The sequence below is a fragment of the Chelatococcus sp. YT9 genome, from assembly GCF_018398315.1.
Lineage (GTDB): Bacteria > Pseudomonadota > Alphaproteobacteria > Rhizobiales > Beijerinckiaceae > Chelatococcus.
In genome coordinates, this window is record NZ_JAHBRW010000002.1 from 522,274 (window position 1) to 538,952 (window position 16,679).

15 protein-coding genes are annotated in these 16,679 nt (G+C 63.7%); 6 read left to right on the plus strand and 9 right to left on the minus strand.

Annotation, left to right across the window (positions count from 1 at the left end):
• The first annotated feature begins 16 nt into the window (after positions 1 to 16).
• Together KIO76_RS22470 and KIO76_RS22475 are read left to right on the plus strand one after the other, a co-directional pair.
• Positions 17 to 775, plus strand: a complete 759-nt coding sequence (locus KIO76_RS22470; protein ID WP_213325823.1) for a TIGR04290 family methyltransferase — start codon at positions 17 to 19, stop codon at positions 773 to 775.
• Complete coding sequence (locus tag KIO76_RS22475; RefSeq protein ID WP_213325824.1) at positions 768 to 1,700, plus strand: beta-xylosidase; 933 nt, start codon at positions 768 to 770, stop codon at positions 1,698 to 1,700. Before KIO76_RS22470 ends, KIO76_RS22475 begins: the two co-directional genes overlap by 8 nt.
• A 16-nt stretch (positions 1,701 to 1,716) precedes the next feature.
• Here the strand turns inward: KIO76_RS22475 and KIO76_RS22480 are convergent, their stop codons facing one another.
• The 9 genes from KIO76_RS22480 to KIO76_RS22520 all read right to left on the minus strand — a co-directional run bounded on the left by KIO76_RS22480 (position 1,717) and on the right by KIO76_RS22520 (position 11,618).
• A complete protein-coding gene (locus KIO76_RS22480) occupies positions 1,717 to 2,778 on the minus strand; it encodes a UDP-glucuronic acid decarboxylase family protein (RefSeq protein WP_502761904.1) in 1,062 nt (353 codons plus the stop codon).
• The gene (locus KIO76_RS22485; RefSeq protein WP_213325825.1) at positions 2,750 to 3,898 is read right to left on the minus strand and encodes a CgeB family protein; all 1,149 of its coding nucleotides are present in this window, start codon (positions 3,896 to 3,898) and stop codon (positions 2,750 to 2,752) included. Before KIO76_RS22485 ends, KIO76_RS22480 begins: the two co-directional genes overlap by 29 nt.
• Positions 3,886 to 5,046, minus strand: a complete 1,161-nt coding sequence (locus KIO76_RS22490; protein ID WP_213325826.1) for a CgeB family protein — start codon at positions 5,044 to 5,046, stop codon at positions 3,886 to 3,888. The genes KIO76_RS22485 and KIO76_RS22490 overlap by 13 nt, the downstream gene beginning before the upstream one ends.
• On the minus strand, positions 5,043 to 6,152 hold the full coding sequence (locus tag KIO76_RS22495) for a CgeB family protein (RefSeq protein WP_213325827.1): 1,110 nt from the start codon (positions 6,150 to 6,152) through the stop codon (positions 5,043 to 5,045). Before KIO76_RS22495 ends, KIO76_RS22490 begins: the two co-directional genes overlap by 4 nt.
• Positions 6,149 to 7,318 carry a glycosyltransferase family 4 protein gene (locus KIO76_RS22500; RefSeq protein WP_213325828.1) on the minus strand — a complete coding sequence of 390 codons (1,170 nt, stop codon included), beginning with the start codon at positions 7,316 to 7,318 and terminating at the stop codon, positions 6,149 to 6,151. Before KIO76_RS22500 ends, KIO76_RS22495 begins: the two co-directional genes overlap by 4 nt.
• 1 nt (position 7,319) lies before the next feature.
• The gene (locus KIO76_RS22505; protein WP_213325829.1) at positions 7,320 to 8,402 is read right to left on the minus strand and encodes an SDR family NAD(P)-dependent oxidoreductase; all 1,083 of its coding nucleotides are present in this window, start codon (positions 8,400 to 8,402) and stop codon (positions 7,320 to 7,322) included.
• Positions 8,399 to 9,505 carry an NAD-dependent epimerase/dehydratase family protein gene (locus KIO76_RS22510; protein ID WP_213327070.1) on the minus strand — a complete coding sequence of 369 codons (1,107 nt, stop codon included), beginning with the start codon at positions 9,503 to 9,505 and terminating at the stop codon, positions 8,399 to 8,401. The genes KIO76_RS22505 and KIO76_RS22510 overlap by 4 nt, the downstream gene beginning before the upstream one ends.
• Before the next feature lie 11 nt (positions 9,506 to 9,516).
• On the minus strand, positions 9,517 to 9,783 hold the full coding sequence (locus KIO76_RS22515) for a hypothetical protein (RefSeq protein WP_213325830.1): 267 nt from the start codon (positions 9,781 to 9,783) through the stop codon (positions 9,517 to 9,519).
• A gap of 65 nt (positions 9,784 to 9,848) precedes the next feature.
• Complete coding sequence (locus KIO76_RS22520; protein ID WP_213325831.1) at positions 9,849 to 11,618, minus strand: hypothetical protein; 1,770 nt, start codon at positions 11,616 to 11,618, stop codon at positions 9,849 to 9,851.
• Between the two features lie 131 nt (positions 11,619 to 11,749).
• Here KIO76_RS22520 and KIO76_RS22525 point away from each other — a divergent pair, with 131 nt between their 5' ends.
• From KIO76_RS22525 to KIO76_RS22540, 4 genes are all read left to right on the plus strand, one after another.
• Entirely contained in the window at positions 11,750 to 12,703 is a 954-nt protein-coding gene (locus KIO76_RS22525) for an MDR/zinc-dependent alcohol dehydrogenase-like family protein (protein WP_213327071.1), read from the plus strand.
• A complete protein-coding gene (locus KIO76_RS22530) occupies positions 12,700 to 13,728 on the plus strand; it encodes a Gfo/Idh/MocA family protein (RefSeq protein WP_213325832.1) in 1,029 nt (342 codons plus the stop codon). Before KIO76_RS22525 ends, KIO76_RS22530 begins: the two co-directional genes overlap by 4 nt.
• A gap of 225 nt (positions 13,729 to 13,953) precedes the next feature.
• Positions 13,954 to 15,012: a polysaccharide pyruvyl transferase family protein gene (locus KIO76_RS22535; RefSeq protein ID WP_213325833.1), complete on the plus strand. Its 1,059-nt coding sequence runs from the start codon at positions 13,954 to 13,956 to the stop codon at positions 15,010 to 15,012.
• A 12-nt stretch (positions 15,013 to 15,024) separates the two neighbouring features.
• On the plus strand, positions 15,025 to 16,401 hold the full coding sequence (locus KIO76_RS22540; protein WP_249730003.1) for a Coenzyme F420 hydrogenase/dehydrogenase, beta subunit C-terminal domain: 1,377 nt from the start codon (positions 15,025 to 15,027) through the stop codon (positions 16,399 to 16,401).
• The last annotated feature ends 278 nt before the right edge of the window (positions 16,402 to 16,679 follow it).

Sequence of the window (16,679 nt, forward strand, 5' to 3'; positions counted from 1 at the left end):
TCAGGGAGGTCTTGGCATGAAACTGACCAGAGCGGAGATCGAGGAGCGCGTCAGTGCGCTGGGACCGTGGTTTCATAATCTCGATCTCGCAGGCGTTGCGACGGCGCCCGACCATTTCCTGGGTGACTACCCCCGCACCAAATGGAAATACTTCGCAGATAGTATTCCGGCGGATCTCACGGGAAAATCCGTTCTGGATATAGGCTGCAACGGCGGCTTCTATTCGCTGGAAATGAAGCGCCGCGGCGCCTCCCGCGTACTCGGCATCGATTATGACGTGGGTTATCTGAATCAGGCGCGCTTTGCCGCCGAGGTGGCTGAGCTCGACATCAGCTTTGAGAGGTTGTCAGTCTATGACGTCGCGGCGCTCGGCGAGCGGTTCGATGTCGTGCTCTTCATGGGCGTGCTTTATCACCTGCGGCACCCCCTCCTGGCACTCGATCTCATCCGGGAGCATGTGATGGGCGAGCTAATGGTGTTTCAGTCCATGCAGCGCGGCAGCCAGGCGGTGGCGGCGGTTGGAGAGAACCACAACTTCTGGAATACCGCACTCTTCGAGGATGCTGGCTTCCCCAAGATGCATTTCATCGAGCAGCGTTACGCAGACGACCCCACCAACTGGTGGCTGCCGAACAGGGCCTGTGTCGAGGCCATGCTGCGATCCTCCGGCTTCGAGATCATCGGCCATCCGGAGGAAGAGGTTTATCTCTGTCGCCCCGCAGGTGCCCCCGCAGGGGAAGGCGCCGTCTATCCCGCCCGAGGTGCCCATGATTGAAGCGGCGATGATTTGGAATGAACCCAACAACAAGTCGCATTGGGATCCCGAGCTTGATCCCGATTGGGCGTTGTTCGCCGACATGGCGATACGGGCAGGCCAGGCTATTGCGGCCGAAAATTCGCATATCCCGCGCGTGCTCGGCGGCATCTCCCCGATTGACCCCGCCTTCATCGCCAATATGAAGGCGCGAGGCGTGCTGTCCCACATGGAAGCAGTCGCCGTCCATGGCTTTCCGCTCGATTGGAACCTCTGGCAGATTCACGAATGGCCGGCCAAGATCGAGGAAATCCGCGGTGTGACTGAGCTGCCGGTCTGGGTGAGCGAGGTAGGGGTCTCGACATTCGGCGCTGACGAGGTTCAGGTCTGGGGCCTCAATCGCACGGCAGAGCTGTTGTTAGGCAAAGCCCCGCGCATCCATTGGTATAGCCTTTACGACCTACCGATGGAATGGGGCGCGACTACCCGGCACAAGGAGGCGGAAGGTTCCTCCTATTATCGCCATTTCCATATGGGGCTCATCCGCGCCGACGGCACGCTCAAGCCGGCCCTGCACGACTTTCCGCGTTACGTCCCCTCGATGGGCGTAGTGCAATGGTTTCACTTCGAAGATCCGCGGCTCGATGACGCGGTCGCGTGGATGAAACGCCTCGGCATCACCTATCTTCGTACGGGGTTGTCATGGGCGGATAGCTTTCGGCCGGATGCCGATCGCTGGTTCGACCGCATGATGACTGCGCTCGATGATTTCGACGTCACGGTCACCTTTTGCTTCACTCCGGAGCATCGAGGTCTTGCCCCTCATCACACCAGTCCGCCGGCGGTGCCGGAGGAATTCGCAGAATTCTGCGCCCGGATGATCCGCCGCTATGGCAGCGGCATCGACCGACGGATGCTCGAAGATCCAGCGGCCGGCGTGTTCTGATCAGCCCACTCCGGCGTCAGGGGGCCGGAAGCCTATTTCCATCAGCGGCCTGCGATTTGCGTGAAGCGGCGTGCAGGGGCAACGTCGCGGCTGCATCGGCCACAGCCCTGAAATGCTCGATCGTATGGATGAGGCCCGTGGCAAGTGGCACAACCGGCTGCCACTTCAGCACTCGCTTCGCGACGGTGATGTCCGGCCGGCGGCGCCGGGGGTCGTCGACCGGCAGCGGCCGGAACGAGATGGTCGATCGCGTGCCCGTCATCCGCGCCACGCGCTCGGCCAGTTCTCGCACTTTGATTTCCTTTGGATTTCCGAGATTGATGGCTCCCCGGTACTCATCCTCATGCATCATCAGCGCGATGAGGCCGCGCACGAGATCGTCGACGTAGCAGAATGAGCGCGTCTGCTCCCCGTCGCCATAGATGGTGATGTCGTCGCCCGACAAGGCCTGGGTAATGACATTCGAGACCACCCGCCCATCATCCGCCCGCATCCGCGGCCCGTAAGTGTTGAAGATCCGCGCGACGCGCGCATCCACCCGCTTGGCGCGCAGAAAATCGAAGGTGAGAGCCTCGGCCGCCCGCTTGCCTTCATCATAGCAGGCCCTTGGCCCGACGGGATTGACGTGGCCCCAGTAGCTTTCGCGCTGAGGATGGACTTCCGGATCGCCGTAGACCTCGCTTGTCGAGGCCTGTACAAAGCGCGCGCCCGTCATCTCAGCGAGATGCAGCAACTGATTTGTCCCCACCACGCTTGTCATGAGCGTATGCTCAGGATTGGCCTGGTAGTGGGGCGGCGATGCAGCGCAGGCGAGATTGAAGACGTAGCGTGGCTTGTTCGAGCCGCGCGTGAGCTTTGCCGGAGGCGCGTCGATCACGTCGGCGTCGATCAGATCAAAGCGCTGCTCGTGCTGCAGATGCGAGAGGTTTTCGAAACGGCCGGTCTGAAAATTATCAATGCCGACCACCCTCAGCTTCCTGGCGAGCAGGGCATCGACCAGATGGGACCCTACAAAACCGGCGGCGCCGGCAACAACGGCAATCGTTTCTTCATTGTGCTTCATGACCTGACCTTTCATAGGACGCTTCCTTGACGTGCCTGGTGGCCGTCGCCCGCTCGTCGTCCCGGGCCGCGTCCCCACGTCGTTCCGCCACATCGTTGAAATAGGCTTCGAGCTCGCTGGCTCGCGTTGCCGCGGTATGAGACGCGAGAACGCGCGCCTGCCCCGCCTGGCCCATGCGCTGGCGCGCGGGCTCGTCCATAGCGAGGAGGCGCAGCATATCTTCGGGCGCCTCGGCCAAGGCGATCTCGGGCCCCAGCTCGAATAGCTCATCAAGCCCCGCCCAGGGATCCGAGATGATCGGCGCCGCGCAAGCCCCCGCTTCGAACAGCCGGACGCTAGGGCTATAGCCCGCGCGTCGCATGTCGGCCCGTGTCACGTTCAGCGTGAAGCGACAGCTATTGTAGAATGCAGGATGATCTGCCGGAGGGACGTGATCGCGCCGTTCCACGTTCGCGGGCCAGTCGATCTCGGGTGGATATTGCGGTCCAGCGACAATGAAACGCCGCTCGGGCGCACGCCGGGCGGGCTCGATGAGAAGCCGCTCGAGGGTTGGCTGACGGTCCGCTGAATAGGTGCCGAGATAGCCAAGATCATAGACCTGACTTGCTTGGGTAGGACGGTAGGACGTTTCGTCGACACAGCAATAAAGGGCCCTCGCATCGGGTGACCCGTAGTGGTCCATCAGGAGATCGAGTGTCGGGCCGCCGGTAAACGACAGATAAAGGTCGTAGCCGGAGATCTGATCCGCGGCGAGATAGGCGCAGTCCCCGCGCTCCAGCGCGGCGAGCGTGACGGGGGTGTCGATATCGTAGAAGGCGGTTGTGCCGCGCGCCGTCTGTCGTACGAGATCGCCAACGACGATCCCGTCCGGAACATAGGACCCGACGATGACCGCATCCGCGTCACGGATCGCTTCACGGTGGCGCATAAGGCTGCTCATCGAGGTATAGAACGTCAGCTCGCAAAAATCAGGCGTCTGCAGGTCGCGGTGGTCCGCATACCAGGACTGCTCCCGCTCGAGGAACATCACCTGATGTCCCCGCGCCGCGAAGGCGCGCAGCAGGGCCCGATAAGTCGTGGCATGGCCGTTCCCCCAGGAAGACGATAGGCTAAGCCCGAGCACTACGACACGCATGCGAGCCTCCTCTCGCGCTTGGCCGCAAAGGTTTCGCGCAAAAGCGCGTCGACCTGCGCGCCCCGATGGGCATAGCTGTGCTCCGCGCGAACCCGCGCGAGCGCAGCCTTGCCGATCGCCTCCGCACGCTCCGTGGAGAGGTCGTCGAGGAGAGCGGCAACATCGAGCCCGTCCCGTGCGACGAGAACCTCACGGCCCGGCTCGAGGAAGAGCTCGATACCTTCCCAGGCATCGGTGATCAGGCAGGCCCCCGCGCCCGCCGCCTCGAAGACGCGGGTGGCAGGCGAATAGCCTGTCTCGGCCATGGAACTGCGCGCGATGTTCAGCACCGCCCGCGGTGTCGCGTTGAAAGCATTGTGGTCGCGTGTATAGACATGACCCATGCGCCGCACGTTCGGCGGCATCGCACGGTCATCCCAGCCATTGCCGCCGATAAGGAAGGTCCGCTCGCGCAGCCGTGCGGCCGGCACGAGAAAAAACTGCGTGACCCTCTCCTCGCGGTCCGGCAGCCTGTTGCCGAGAAAGGCGAGATCGCAGGAAAAACGGGGATCCCGCGCCACCGGGTAATGCGTGTCCGGATCGAGCGCATTGTAGACCGGGACGCAACGCGCCGCGCCAAAAGTCTCATAGGCGCGGACCACGGGCGGACCGCCGCCATAGGTCAATACCAGATCAAGGCCCGGCAGGGCCCGCCGGATGATCTCCGGGGACATGGCCGGGGGCTCGGAGGTAAGTCGGCCGGCACCAAGCAGCTGCCCGTGACCCGCCGCGGACGCAAGGCTTGCCAGCGTCGCCGGCGCGTCGACGTCCCAGAAGATGCGGATGGCATCGGGATGCGCCGCCGCCATCACCCCCTCCAGCAAAGCGTCGTCGTTGATACCGACGCCACTCGCCTTGACCACCACGTCGGCACGCCGCGCATCGGCGATCACCCGGCGCAAGTCCGCTTCATGGGGTTGGTAGACCACGACGTCGGCCCATTCAGGCGGCTCGATGTCCCGGTGCTGCTGGCGGTCGAAAGCGTCCGGCTCGTAGAAGGTGATCTCATAGCCGCGGCCGGCGAGGTCGCGGAGGAGACCGCGATAGTAGGTGGCGGCCCCATTCCAGTAGGATGACAGCAGACTCGAGCCGTAGAACGCCATTTTCATGCGGCAGCCTCCACTTTGGATGACGGGATTCGCGCCGCGATGTCGATGAGCTCACGGGCGCGGTGGGCGCAGCTATGGCGGGCGCGGATGGTCGAGAGGCCCTGGGCCGCGAGTTCCGCGCGCAGCGCAGGCTCCTCGGCGAGGCAGCGCAGATGCCGTGCCATCTCCTCGCCGTCGCGAGCGACGAGATAATCCCGGCCTGGGGTAAAGAGGTGCTCGCTGTCCTCCCATGGCGCGCTCACGAGCGGAATCCCGCAGGCGAGCGCTTCGAAGACGCGGATCGTAGGGATCCCGGGAAGGAGGGAAGAATAGTACCGGCGTGGGACATGCACGGTCGCTAAATGGTGAGCGAAGACGGCGGGCACAGACGCATTCGCCAGCCAGCCCCGGTAGGTCACGCCGAACGCCGCAAGCTTGGTCCGCGCAGCCTCGGGATAGCGTACCCCGAAAATGTCGAGCGGCAGACCTGCCTTGGCAGCGGGGCGGAGGAGAAAGTCCTCAATCTCGGCGCTACGCTCGCCATCGCCCCAATTGCCGATCCAGACCAGCCCCGCCCGCTCCTGCGGTGCGTCAGGCGGGCGAAAATGCCGTGTGTCTGCAGCTTCATGCCAGACGAACACGCGCTCCTCCCATCCCCAGCGACGATAGACGTCGGCTAGGGATTGGCCAAAAGCGAGCACGCCGTCATAGCCCGATAAATCGAAGGTGCGGATTGCATTTGCATCGCTGACGGCGCGATGGTGGGTGTCGTGGAACAAGAGGCGCACATGCGGCTGCTGCTTACGCGCGTCGCCGAGGGCCGCCACGAGAGCGGGATCATTCCATTCATGAACCACGACGAGGTCAGCGCCTTCGATCGCGGCGGCGGCATCGAAATCGGCCTGCATGGGGGTGGAGGCGAGCTCGGGATAAGCCGCGCGGTAGGGTGCAAGCCCGGCATCGCCGTGGTCTCGCAACAGGTTGGCAAGGCTCCAGGCGTTCGCCGGCTCAAAGATCACAACGTCATGGCCGAGCGCGATCAGTTCGCGCAGAACGCCGCGCAGAAAATGCGCGTTGCCATGGTTCCAGCAGGAGAGCAGGGAATGCGCGAAATAAAGGATCCTCATGCGGCAGCCCCTTTCCGGTCGGCCATCACGCCGGAATAAATCTGCTTCATGCGCGCCGCCATGGTCTCCACCGTGTACTGAGCCGCGCGCCGACGGGCCGCGCTGCCGAGGTCATTGCGTAAATCCGGACGGTCGGCGAGGCGATTGACGAGGCTTGCGAAGCCTCCCGCGTCCCGTGGCGGCGCGAATAGGGCAGCACCGTCCCAAAGCTCGCGGAAGGTGGGAATGTCCGACAGCACGAGCGGCGCACCAGCCTGCGCCGCCTCCAGCACCGACAGCCCGAACGGCTCATAGAGCGCGGTTGAGATGAAGATTGGCCGGGAGGCGAGCTGCGCGCGCACCGCCTCGGCATCAAGCGCACCAAGCGGTTCGACTGTCTGCACACCGATGCACGTGCCGTTCGGCCCGACGAGCGGGCCGGCCGCCTTCACGCGCAGTTTCATCAGGCGAGCGGCATCGACCAGGGTCCGCATGTTCTTGCCCTCGTCCCATAAACGTCCAGCGGTAAAGACGAAGGTCGGGCCTGCCGCCAGAGGCATCTCGGTCGCCGCGATCGGATCCGCTGCCACGTGTTGGGAGCCATCGCTGAGCGGGGGCGTGCGCCCGTTATGCACGACGTGGGGCATACGCCCATACAGCGCTCGGACCTGGCTCGCAAAAGCTGCACTCGGACACACCAGAACGTCGGCCTCGCGCAGCCCCTTGGCGGTCAGGGCGGTACGCCAGCGAAAATCGGCCGGCATCGGTCCCCCTTTGACGGCTTCCCACCAGCTTGCGAGGCAGGAATGCAGGGCGACCACAACCGGCACCTCGAAAGGCGCCAGGGCGAGGGTCGGCGTATTGAGATGAACGATTTCAGCCGTGTGGCGCGACGCAAGGTCGGCGATGGTCTCAGCTGCACGGGTCGCCGCATCTTCGTCATCAGCAAGCCAATCGAGCGAGGCGGTCGTCTCGAGAAGCTCAAGGCCGGGTACCACCATGGCACGGCGGCGCTGCGCGGCGCTCGGCGCAGGGCCGAGCAGCGCGAGCGTGGTCCGAACGTCATGTCGCGTCAACGCTTCTGCGAGCTCAATCGCATAGGTGAACACGCCGCCGACAGCATCCGCAGTCATGAACAGCTTGAGCTCCCGCCGCGGCTCGACGATGGGCCGAAGTGCCTCGCCCATCTCACACCCTCGCGACTTGCTGCGGCGCTGCGACTGGCGCGTGCTCCGCGTCAAGCCACGCGGCGAGGCGCTCAAGACCGACGCGCCATGGCCGCGGCGTCGGCAGCGCGAGCTGCTCCGTCAAACGCCGGGTGTCGGCGACGAAATAATGTTGGTCGCCAGCGCGCCAGTCTTGGAAGTTCAGCGTGACGGGTCGCCCGAGCATGGATTCCATGCGGCTTGTGAGCTGAAGCAGGCTCACCGCATTGGCCGGGCCGCCACCGAGATTGAACGCACGTCCTGATATCGGCGAGCCGGGCCGCGACAACGACTGCCAGCTCCGCACATAGGCTTCCACGGCGTCGTCGATGTAGAGTACGTCACGTACCTGGTGGCCATCGCCATAAATGGTAATCGGCGTATCTCGCAGGGCTCGGATCATGAAATGGGCGACCCAACCTTGATCCTCGGTGCCGAGCTGCCGCGGACCATAGATGCAACTCATTCTGAGAACGGCCGTGGGAAGGCCGAAGTTGCGGCTGTAGTCGAGGACGTATTGATCCGCAGCGCCCTTGGAGCAGCCGTAGGGCGTGTGGAAGTCGAGCGGCCGGTTCTCATCGATGCCGTTCGCCCTCAAACCGGTGTCGACCGGTCGATAGGCCCCGCCCTCGTCCGCAAGGCTGACGTCGGCCAGGTCGCCATAAACTTTGTTGGTGCTCGCGAAGACAAGCGGTACGGGCTCCCGTCGCGCGCGCAGGGCCTCCAGTACATTAAGAGTGCCCGCGAGGTTGATCGCGAAGTCCTCGCGGGGATCGACGAGGCTCGAGGTAACCGCGACCTGAGCGGCGAGATGGAACACCGCCCGCGCCTGTGCGAGGGCCGCGGCAACGGCGCGCTCGTCGCGAATGTCCTCTCTCATGAGGCTGACGGCGGGTCCATGGCGTGCCGCAAGCCACGCGACGTTGCGCTCAACCCCAGGCCTCGCCAGCGAGTCGAAGATCAGCACGTGATGGCCGTCTCTAGCGAGGCGATCCGCGAGATTGCTGCCGATGAAGCCGGCGCCGCCGGTGATGACGACTGGCCGGGTCGCGACGCTCATGTTCATGCGACCAGCCCTCTGGCTTCAAGCTCGCGCCTTGCATCCTCGGCGTGATCGACAGCCTGCTGCTGGGCGACCCATTCCGCGAGCTCGGCGAGACCATCGCTGAAATCGCGGCTGGCGCGGAAGCCGAGTTTGGCTTCCGCCTCCGTGATGTCCGCAAAGCAGTGTCGGATATCGCCAGCCCGTGCCTTGCCGGTAATCTCCGGCTCGATCTCGGGCCGCCCCATGGCGGCTGCCAGCACACGCGCCACCTCGGCGATCGTGCGATGATCGCCGCTGCCGATGTTATAGGCTTGGCCGGCAGCCTCCGGATGTTCGAGCGCCAGAACGAACGCCCGAGCCACGTCGGCCACATGGACGAAATCACGCCGTTGCTCGCCATCTTCAAAGACGAGTGGCGCTCGTCCATTGAGAAGGCGCGACGCAAAGATCGCCAAGACGCCCGTATAGGGATTGGAGAGGGCCTGCCCCGGCCCGTAGACGTTGAAGAGCCGCAAGGCAACCCCCTCCATGCCGTAGGCGGCGCAGAGGGTTAGCGTCAGGCGCTCCTGGACATATTTCGAGAGGGCGTAGACTGAGGCGAGCGATGGCCGCTTGCTTTCCGGCGTGGGTAAGGGCGTGAACGCCACGCCATCCGCATCCGTCGGATCCCACTGCCCCGGCGCGCCCTGAACACGCACCGCATCCTCGACGAGGGTTCCGTCCGCGCGGCGGTAGAGACCCTCTCCATAGATGCTCATGGAAGACGCGACGACCACTCGCTTCACGGGCTGCTCAATGAGCTGCTGGAAGAGCACGGCAGTGCCGTAATCGTTCACGGAGACATAGCGGTCGATCGCATACATGCTCTGTCCGACGCCAACCTCAGCGGCCAGATGGACGACCCCGTCGACCCCGCTGAGCGCCTGCGCAACCTTGTCCGCGTCACGAATATCACCCTCGTGAAACGAGACAGCGTCGGGCAGACGCACCGCAGTCTTCGTCTTGTGCACCTGATCGATGAGATTATCGAGGACGCGTACGGCATAGCCCTTGGCAAGCAATGCGGCTGCGAGGTGGCAGCCGATGAAGCCGGCGCCCCCAGTTATCAAAATTGTTTTCATGATGAACTCGGCTTTCAGGATTGCCGACGATGAATCAACTTATTGAACCTACTTTTTCCTTCTTTTTCATAGAGAAGTGCGAGTTCGCTTTCGTCGAATTTCTTGAAGAATTCGTCCCATGAAATCTCTTCAAGGGAATCATCAGGATCACCGAAATCGAACCGGAGAATGCCAGGGTCCTTGCCCTTTCCTGTGGCTGCGACACGCGCCGGCCGGCCGCCACGCTCCTCGACCCACTGACGGATGGTTTTGTGGTCTGTTGTGGTGCTGCTTTCGGACATCGGGTTACTCCCGTGTGGCTCATCAGTCTGAGGCTGAACGGGTAGCTACAAAGATGGTTCCGAATTTATACCTGAAAAACGGAAGTACTTAGATATCCCTTGTATTTCGATAGCTTGTTCTGAAGTATTCGGCGCTCTGCCTCGCTTACGGTTGCTTGAGCATCTAAGTAGAAGCTTCCAGCCTGAAAAGCCGCATAGCAAGGGAGATAAAACCGAAGCAGGGGCTCATGAATGCTGACGCCGCGCGCACCCACGAGCCTTATCAGCTCGGCGAGAGAGTGACCGTCAAGATCAAGTTCGAGACAAGCTCCCGCGACATCCCACGCGATATTCTGGCAGCCAACCAGGTCATGGCTGCTGCAATGATCAAAAGCGTCCGTCTTCAGGATGCGACCATTCGACGTGCGCAGCCACTCCCAAGCATGAAGCCGGTTGTCCGTCTCGACCCGCTCGAAGCTGGGCGGACACTGCGCCTTACGATCGGCAAGCACGCGGCCCGCAGATGTTCGTCCAAAAAGAATCTCACAATTCCGCTCCGCCATGGCCGCCAGCGTCTCGAGACTGGCTCCATCGCCGCAGACAGCGGGCAACTGGCGAGCCCTGAAGGCGAGGTAATCCGCTAGCCGTACAATCAATGCGGGGTGATCCGCCCGGAGATCTATCCCGCGCGCATCATCCACCCATTCTTCAATGAGAAAGCCGTGGCGAAGCCCGAGCACGGCCGGCGCGAATCCCGCGCTTGCCAAGGGCTTGGCACGGCGGAGCACCGCTTCTCCCGTGGCGCCAAGACCAACGAAGCGCAGCAGAAAGGTTCCCCGCTCACAACGCAGGAGAAACTTGCGCCGCTCGCGTATTCCTCCGCCAGGTGGGCGAGGGTCATAGACCCGTAGATCTCGCCAACGACCGCCTCCAATGTCCTGTAGCGGGCCAAGTGGCGGACCGGTGAGGTCCTCGACCCAGCTCGCAAGGGGCATGGCCATAGGCGTCGATGTTGTCTCGGCGCGTGACCTACCGTCCAGGGTCACGAGGTCGTCCAACGTCACCACATGACGCGGGGCTCTGCGCCAGCGCGAACGGCCCTCTTCGCTCGCCTCTGATCCTGGAAGGCCGCCATGGGAGGGAAAGAAGTGAACGCGGTCTGGCTCTGCCCCAAGCGCCTCCAGGGCGGCGGCGCAGCCCGCCATCGAACTCCCCGAAAGGCCGGGGCCTTCATCAACGACCGCGAAGATGCCGTTAGTTCGCCGCGCCAAAGCCGCGCGGAGATCCGGCGCGAGACGGAAGCTCCGCTGGAAAGGATCACCGAACGGGCGCAGGGTGACAAACAAGCCTGCCCCCGCGCGCGCCGCAACCATCGCCCCGAGGCCGGCACCAATGCTGCGCAGGCCGATCACGCTAGTCACGGCACCGGCGAGCGCTTGGGCCGCAAGCCCATAGCTTTCAGGATAAACAGCATAATAGGCGTAGCCCTCGCCCGTCCTGGTGGTGATCGTCCCGGACGATGAGGCCGCGCGCAGAGCCTGCAGAACCTCGCCCACCGCTCTCGCGTGCGGCAGGTCACGGTTCAGCCACGAGCGGAGCACGGACCCTGCCAGCGCCCTCAAGGCTTGCGCACGGGCCCGCGCCTGCGGCACCAGGGCATCGGAGCCCGTTGCCTTGAAGCGGGCATCCTCCAACCCTTGCACAAGTTCAGCAGCGCGGATGAAGAGCGCGACAAGTTGCCCATGACGCATGATCCAGGACGAGCAAGGGTCGGCGTCAAAACGTGCGCGTTCATCGAGTTCATCGAGGATATCGCGTGAATTCTCACACCGGGAGCGATCGCCATAAACGAGCATGTCGTCCCAAGGCCTTGGGGAACATCTTTGTTCCCGCGCACGTTGGCAAAGATCAAGGATCAGGAGGAGGTCAGTTCGTGGACGCGAGGACTGCATCGCGCGCCGGGTCATCGCCCGGCGCGATCCCGAGCATGCGCGCAGCCGTCATCGAAGGCCCTGGCCGCGTCTCGATCCATGCCGTGCCGCGCCCGGAGCCAAAAGCCGGCCAGGTGCGTATTCAGATCGAGGGATGCGGAGTTTGCGCCTCCAATCTGGTGCCCTGGTCCGGCCCGGACTGGATGCGCTTTCCCACCGCGCCGGGCGACCTCGGCCATGAAGGCTGGGGACGCATCGATGCCGTTGGCCCGGATGTCGATGAAGCGATGGTCGGCCTCAGGGTCGCCGCCCTCTCCTATCATGCCTATGCGGAATATGATCTTGCCGATGCCGGGGCTGTCGTGCCGCTCCCGCCGGAACTCGATGATGTCAGCATACCCGGCGAGCCACTCGGCTGCGCCATGAACATCTTCAACCGCGCCGGGATCGAGCCCGGACAGACCGTCGCCATCATCGGCATCGGCTTCCTCGGGGCCATTCTCACCCGCCTCGCCACAGACGCCGGCGCACGTGTGATCGCCATCTCGCGCCGCAGCTTCGCCCGGGATCTCGCGCGCCGGATGGGCGCTACCGAAGCCCTTGCCCTCGCCGATCACCAGGAGGTCGTCGAGGCCGTCGCGCATATGACCGGGGGCGCCCTGTGCGAACGCGTCATCGAGGCAGTCGGCAAACAGGGGCCGCTCGATCTCGCAGGAGAACTGACAGGGGAGCGGGGCCGGCTCGTCGTCGCAGGCTATCACCAGGACGGGCCGCGCCAGGTGAACATGTGGCTGTGGAATTGGCGTGGCATAGACGTGATCAACGCGCATGAACGCGATCCCAAGGTTTATATCGAGGGTATGCGGATGGGCGTGGCGGCAGTCCACGCAGGCCGGCTTGATCCAGCGCTACTATGCACCCATGAATTCCCTCTTGATGCCTTGGGCGCGGCGCTCGATGCAACCGCCGAGCGCCCAGACGGCTTCGTCAAAGCCGTGGTGCGGCCATGACGGCATTCCCTGTCGACGGTCAGCGGCAGAGGCCGCGTCGGCGTCCGCGCGTGGGCTTCGTCGGTGTCGGCTGGATCGGCCGCAACCGCATGGAGGCTATGCTGGCGACAGACGCAATCGAAGTCGCCGGCTTCGTCGAGCCCGCATCCGCCATGGCTGAGGCGGCTTGCGCGCTCGCGCCGCAGGCCGAGCATGTCGATTCATTGGCGGCCTTGCTACGGCACGATCTTGATGGCGTGGTCATCGCGACGCCGAGCGCCTTGCATGCCGAGCAATGTCTCGAAGCCCTGGAAGCCGACGTCGCTGTCTTCTGCCAGAAGCCGCTCGGGCGCCACGCGCGCGAGACCGAAGCCGTTGTCGCGGCAGCCCGGGCGCGCAACCGCCTTCTGGGCGTCGATTTTTCCTACCGCTACACCGAGGGCCTGCGCCGCATCCGCGAATTGGCGAGGTCGGGCGCCCTGGGCCAGGTTTATGCGGCGGACCTTGTCTTTCACAATGCTTATGGGCCCGACAAGCCGTGGTTTTACGACCCCGCTCAATCAGGCGGAGGCGCGGTGATGGATCTCGGCATCCATCTCGTCGATCTCGCCCTTTGGATGTTCGACTTTCCCCAGGTAATCAACGTCTCCTCGCATCTGTTCGCAGGAGGCAGCAGACTTCCCTCGGATGCGGGCATAGTCGAGGATTATGCGGTCGCCACACTTGAACTCGACAATGGGATCCTTGTCCGGCTGGCCTGCTCTTGGCGGCTCCATGCCGGTCAGGACGCGGTGATCGCGGCGGAATTCTACGGCACGCAGGGCGGCGCCGCTTTCCGCAACGTCGATGGCTCCTTCTATGATTTCAGCGCCGAACGCTTCTTGGGTACCAATCGCGAATGCCTGGTCCGCCCTCCAGATGCCTGGGGTGGCCGCGCCGCGGCGGCCTGGGCCCGGGCCCTTGCTGAAGGCGGCGGATATGATTCCGCGGCCGACCATCTCGTCGACGCCGCCCGCATCATCGATCGTCTATATGGGCGCGGCTGACCCGCCGGATTCGCAGCTGTTCGCCGCCGTCCATCGCGCTCGGCCGGCGAGGCGGGCGCATGGGCTGCGGGCCCCATTTGCCGGGAACTCACCGACGCTTGCGCTGTTCCGTTTGGAAGCGCGGGAGTGAACTCGGCGTTCGCCACCAGCCGGCATTGCCACTCAGAAATATGGACGAGCCCCGCCAGGCTCCCGCGCTCCAATCGCTCCACACAGGGGGACCAGATGGCGAGGATCGGAATCCTCACATTCCATCGCTGCATTAATTATGGCTCCTACTGGCAGGCCCGTTGCCTCGTGGAAGGCTTACGGGGGCTGGGATATGACGCGGTCTTGCTCGATCACGATTCTCCACGGATTGCGCGAGCGGAGTATCGCTGCGCATTGTCGCCGCTGCTGCCGGCGCGGCATCACGGAGACTATCCGCGCTATGCTGACAAGACGCGCCAATTCCTCAAGGCGATCGATGCCTTGCCACTCTCCAGGCGGTTTGATCTCGATCATCCCGACGATATGGAAGGCCATGATCTCGTCCTCGTCGGAAGCGACGAGGTATGGAACCTGCACCATCCCTGGTACGGCCAAGAGCGGCTTTTCTTCGGTGACGGATTGCGTGCGGACCGCGTCGCGTCCTATGCGGCGAGCTTCGGCAACTACGATGCTGCGGAAGGCTTGCCGGCTCCATGGCCTGAGCGTTTCCGGCATTTCTCGGCGCTCGCGGTGCGTGATGAAAACTCGCGCGCGATTGTCCGCGCCGCGACAGGTCTAGAACCCGCGTTGACCCTCGACCCCTGCCTGCTTTTTCCGAAAGTCGCGGCCAGGGCGCGGGCTGGCGACGGACGGCCTTATCTAGCCGTGTACGGCCATAGCTTCGCGCCCTGGTTCGCTGCCGCCGTGCGGGCGGCGGCAGACCGCCATAACTGGCGCGTCATGAGCATCGGCTACCGCAACGACTGGGCTGACGAACAACGCCTCAGCGCCGGACCAGAGGAGTTCGCGGCGCTCATGGCCAATGCCCGCGGCATCGCGACGAACTTCTTCCACGGCTGCGTCTTCGCTCTCCTCAACGAAAAGCCGTTCGCCTGCGCGCCGTCGTCTTATCGGTTCAACAAGCTCCGCGACCTCATCGCCCTGCTCAATGCCGAAGCCCATCTGGTGAACGAAGCCACGAGCATCGCCGAGGTCGACCGCCAATTAACCGAGCCACTTGATCCCGCCATCGCGACGCGCATCGCGTTGTTGCGAAACTCGTCCGCAAACTACCTCGCTGGCGTTTTGAACTGAAAGGACCGCTCAATGCCGGTCGCGGATGCAATCAGCCCCGAAACCATCGTCGGCAGTGGCCTCTGCATCGGCTGTGGCGCCTGCGCCGCCCTAAGCGATGACCTCGCCATGGGCTGGGATGCTTTCGGCCAATTAAAGCCCCACTCGTCGCGGCCCGGCATCCGCCCTGACGCCTTCGCGGCGATCTGCCCCTTCTCGCCCCTGGCGGCCAACGAGGATGAAATTGCGCGAGAGCGATTTCCGCATCCCGCTCAGCGGGACGAACTGATCGGCTGCCACGAGGCCGTCTATGTCGGCCACGTCGCGGAAGGAAATTTCCGGCACAACGGCAGCTCGGGTGGACTGGTGACCTGGGTCGCCAGTGAACTGATGCGCGCGGACCTGGTGGATGCCGTCGCGCATGTCGTTGAAACCGGCGGCCACAACGGCGGGCGGTTTTTCGATTACAGCCTGACGCGGGACCCCGACGCGCTACCTGCCGGCGCCAAATCCCGCTACTATCCTGTTGAACTCTCCAGAATTTTGCAAAGGATACGCGACGAGCCGGGCCGCTATGCCGTTGTCGGCGTACCGTGCTTCATCAAAGCTGTTCATCTGCTCAGACGACACGACCCGATGCTGCGCGAGCGGATCGTCTTCACCCTCGGACTGTTCTGCGGCCATATGAAAAGTGCTCGGCTCGCCGAGAGCTTCGCCTGGCAAATGGACGTGCCCTTTGGCGAGGTCGAGCGTCTCGACTTCCGCGTTAAGAACGAAAGCCGCCCCGCAAATTGGTACCGCGCGCACTTCTTGCAGCGCTCTGGTGCTGTTCGCGAGGAAGACTGGTGGAACCTTGTCGATGGCGATTGGGGCGCTGGGTTTTTCCAGAATTCGGCTTGCAATTTCTGCGATGATGTTGTGGCGGAGACCGCTGATATAGCTTTCGGCGACGCCTGGGTCGAGCCCTTCTCGTCTGATGGCCGCGGGACCAATGTCGTCATCATACGCTCCCCCACGCTGCTTGCGCTGGTGCGGCGAGGCCTCAGCGAAAAACGCCTCTCTCTCGAACCCGTGGACGCAGCCTTCGTCAAAGAGACACAGGCGGCCGGTTTTCGGCAGCGGCGGGAGGGGCTCGCGTACCGGCTCTCTTGGCACCGCACCGGATTAAAGCCAAAAAAGCGAGTGTTGCCTGGGATGGTGGGCCTCGCGATCCGCCGGCGCCTGATCTATCGCGCCCGTTATTCCATCAGCCGCTGGAGCCATCGGCTCTTTCATCTGGCGCGGCGTCTCCATACGCGTTGGCTCTACACCGGATGGGCGCGCTGCGCCGGCACGATCTATCAAGGATTGGCCTATTCCACAGGCCCTCTCGGCCGGCTTTTCGACTGGATCGAGCAGCGCTACCGTTAAGCGCCCAGCGCTCGGGCCAGGATCAAAAGCTGGTTTCGGACGTCCACGCGGCCGTTATGCGGCGGCGGCGCGCTACGTCTTGCTCCATTGAGGAGGGGCTCATGCACCGGCAAGTCCGAGAAGCCGAAGTCACGTCAAAATAAACTCATCCGTTTGGAACATGACCGTTTCGCCAATGTTGACTCGATATTCCCGCACCTGCGTACTCGGGCGCCTTGCGGCGGCAGCCTGCTCCTGACGCGAGACTTGCCCGCTCCCAAGGCAGAGCCTGCCTTCCA

Bases quoted from the DNA above. Each gene is read 5' to 3' on its own strand.
- KIO76_RS22470 (WP_213325823.1), top strand. From the start codon at position 17: ATGAAACTGACCAGAGCGGAGATCGAGGAGCGCGTCAGTGCGCTGGGA.
- KIO76_RS22525 (WP_213327071.1), top strand. From the start codon at position 11,750: ATGCGCGCAGCCGTCATCGAAGGCCCTGGCCGCGTCTCGATCCATGCC.
- KIO76_RS22480 (WP_502761904.1), bottom strand. From the start codon at position 2,778: ATGAAAGGTCAGGTCATGAAGCACAATGAAGAAACGATTGCCGTTGTT.
- KIO76_RS22495 (WP_213325827.1), bottom strand. From the start codon at position 6,152: ATGAGGATCCTTTATTTCGCGCATTCCCTGCTCTCCTGCTGGAACCAT.
- KIO76_RS22535 (WP_213325833.1), top strand. From the start codon at position 13,954: ATGGCGAGGATCGGAATCCTCACATTCCATCGCTGCATTAATTATGGC.
- KIO76_RS22500 (WP_213325828.1), bottom strand. From the start codon at position 7,318: ATGGGCGAGGCACTTCGGCCCATCGTCGAGCCGCGGCGGGAGCTCAAG.
- KIO76_RS22530 (WP_213325832.1), top strand. From the start codon at position 12,700: ATGACGGCATTCCCTGTCGACGGTCAGCGGCAGAGGCCGCGTCGGCGT.
- KIO76_RS22485 (WP_213325825.1), bottom strand. From the start codon at position 3,898: ATGCGTGTCGTAGTGCTCGGGCTTAGCCTATCGTCTTCCTGGGGGAAC.
- KIO76_RS22490 (WP_213325826.1), bottom strand. From the start codon at position 5,046: ATGAAAATGGCGTTCTACGGCTCGAGTCTGCTGTCATCCTACTGGAAT.
- KIO76_RS22505 (WP_213325829.1), bottom strand. From the start codon at position 8,402: ATGAACATGAGCGTCGCGACCCGGCCAGTCGTCATCACCGGCGGCGCC.
- KIO76_RS22520 (WP_213325831.1), bottom strand. From the start codon at position 11,618: ATGCTCGTTTATGGCGATCGCTCCCGGTGTGAGAATTCACGCGATATC.
- KIO76_RS22515 (WP_213325830.1), bottom strand. From the start codon at position 9,783: ATGTCCGAAAGCAGCACCACAACAGACCACAAAACCATCCGTCAGTGG.
- KIO76_RS22475 (WP_213325824.1), top strand. From the start codon at position 768: ATGATTGAAGCGGCGATGATTTGGAATGAACCCAACAACAAGTCGCAT.
- KIO76_RS22540 (WP_249730003.1), top strand. From the start codon at position 15,025: ATGCCGGTCGCGGATGCAATCAGCCCCGAAACCATCGTCGGCAGTGGC.